The sequence below is a fragment of the Lactobacillus sp. UBA5813 genome, from assembly GCF_002417895.1.
Taxonomy (GTDB): domain Bacteria; phylum Bacillota; class Bacilli; order Lactobacillales; family Lactobacillaceae; genus Lactobacillus; species Lactobacillus amylolyticus.
Genome location: NZ_DICZ01000043.1, coordinates 2,760 through 3,288, shown reverse-complemented (window position 1 = coordinate 3,288; position 529 = coordinate 2,760). Strand labels below are relative to the sequence as shown.

The 529-nt window shown below is 40.6% G+C and carries 1 protein-coding gene; it reads right to left on the bottom strand.

The annotated features are described in order from the left end of the window. Positions 1-38: 38 nt before the first annotated feature. Positions 39-529, bottom strand: a 491-nt coding sequence (locus B2008_RS07420) for an IS30 family transposase (RefSeq protein WP_286822639.1), incomplete at its 5' end; no start/stop codon positions are given.

The following is a 529-nucleotide window of genomic DNA, read 5'->3' as shown; positions in this document are numbered from 1 at the left end:
GCAATTGTGTAAATTCAAGGCTATGGTAGATTGCAAATTTAATCCGAATTTTTTGACAAATTAGTCAACATTACCTGGTAAGGTGTTTGCCAATTGAGTACTTTAAGGGGCCTCTGGTTAATTTGAAGTAACGTCGTTGTTAAATTTTGAGCACTAATGTGCTCAAAACAAGTCCCCTTAGGGTAAAAATAACGTAAATTTCGATTAAATCGTTCATTACTGCCGCGTTCAGCTGGTGCGTAAGCATGGCAGTAATAGGTTTGAATACCGTATTGTGGTTCAAATGACACTAGATTGCTAAACTCAGTGCCACGGTCGACAGTAAAGCTGTGCACTGGCCCCTTAAAAGTTGCTAGAAAATGCGTTAGGGCTTCATTAACAGTCGCTGCCGTCCGACCTTTTAATCGATAGGCCCAAAGAAAACGTGACTTACGATCAACTAAAGTTAATAAAGCAGCCTTGCTATGTCCACGAGGGCCAACCACTGTATCTATTTCAAAATCACCGATGCGGTTACGTTGGTTAATCA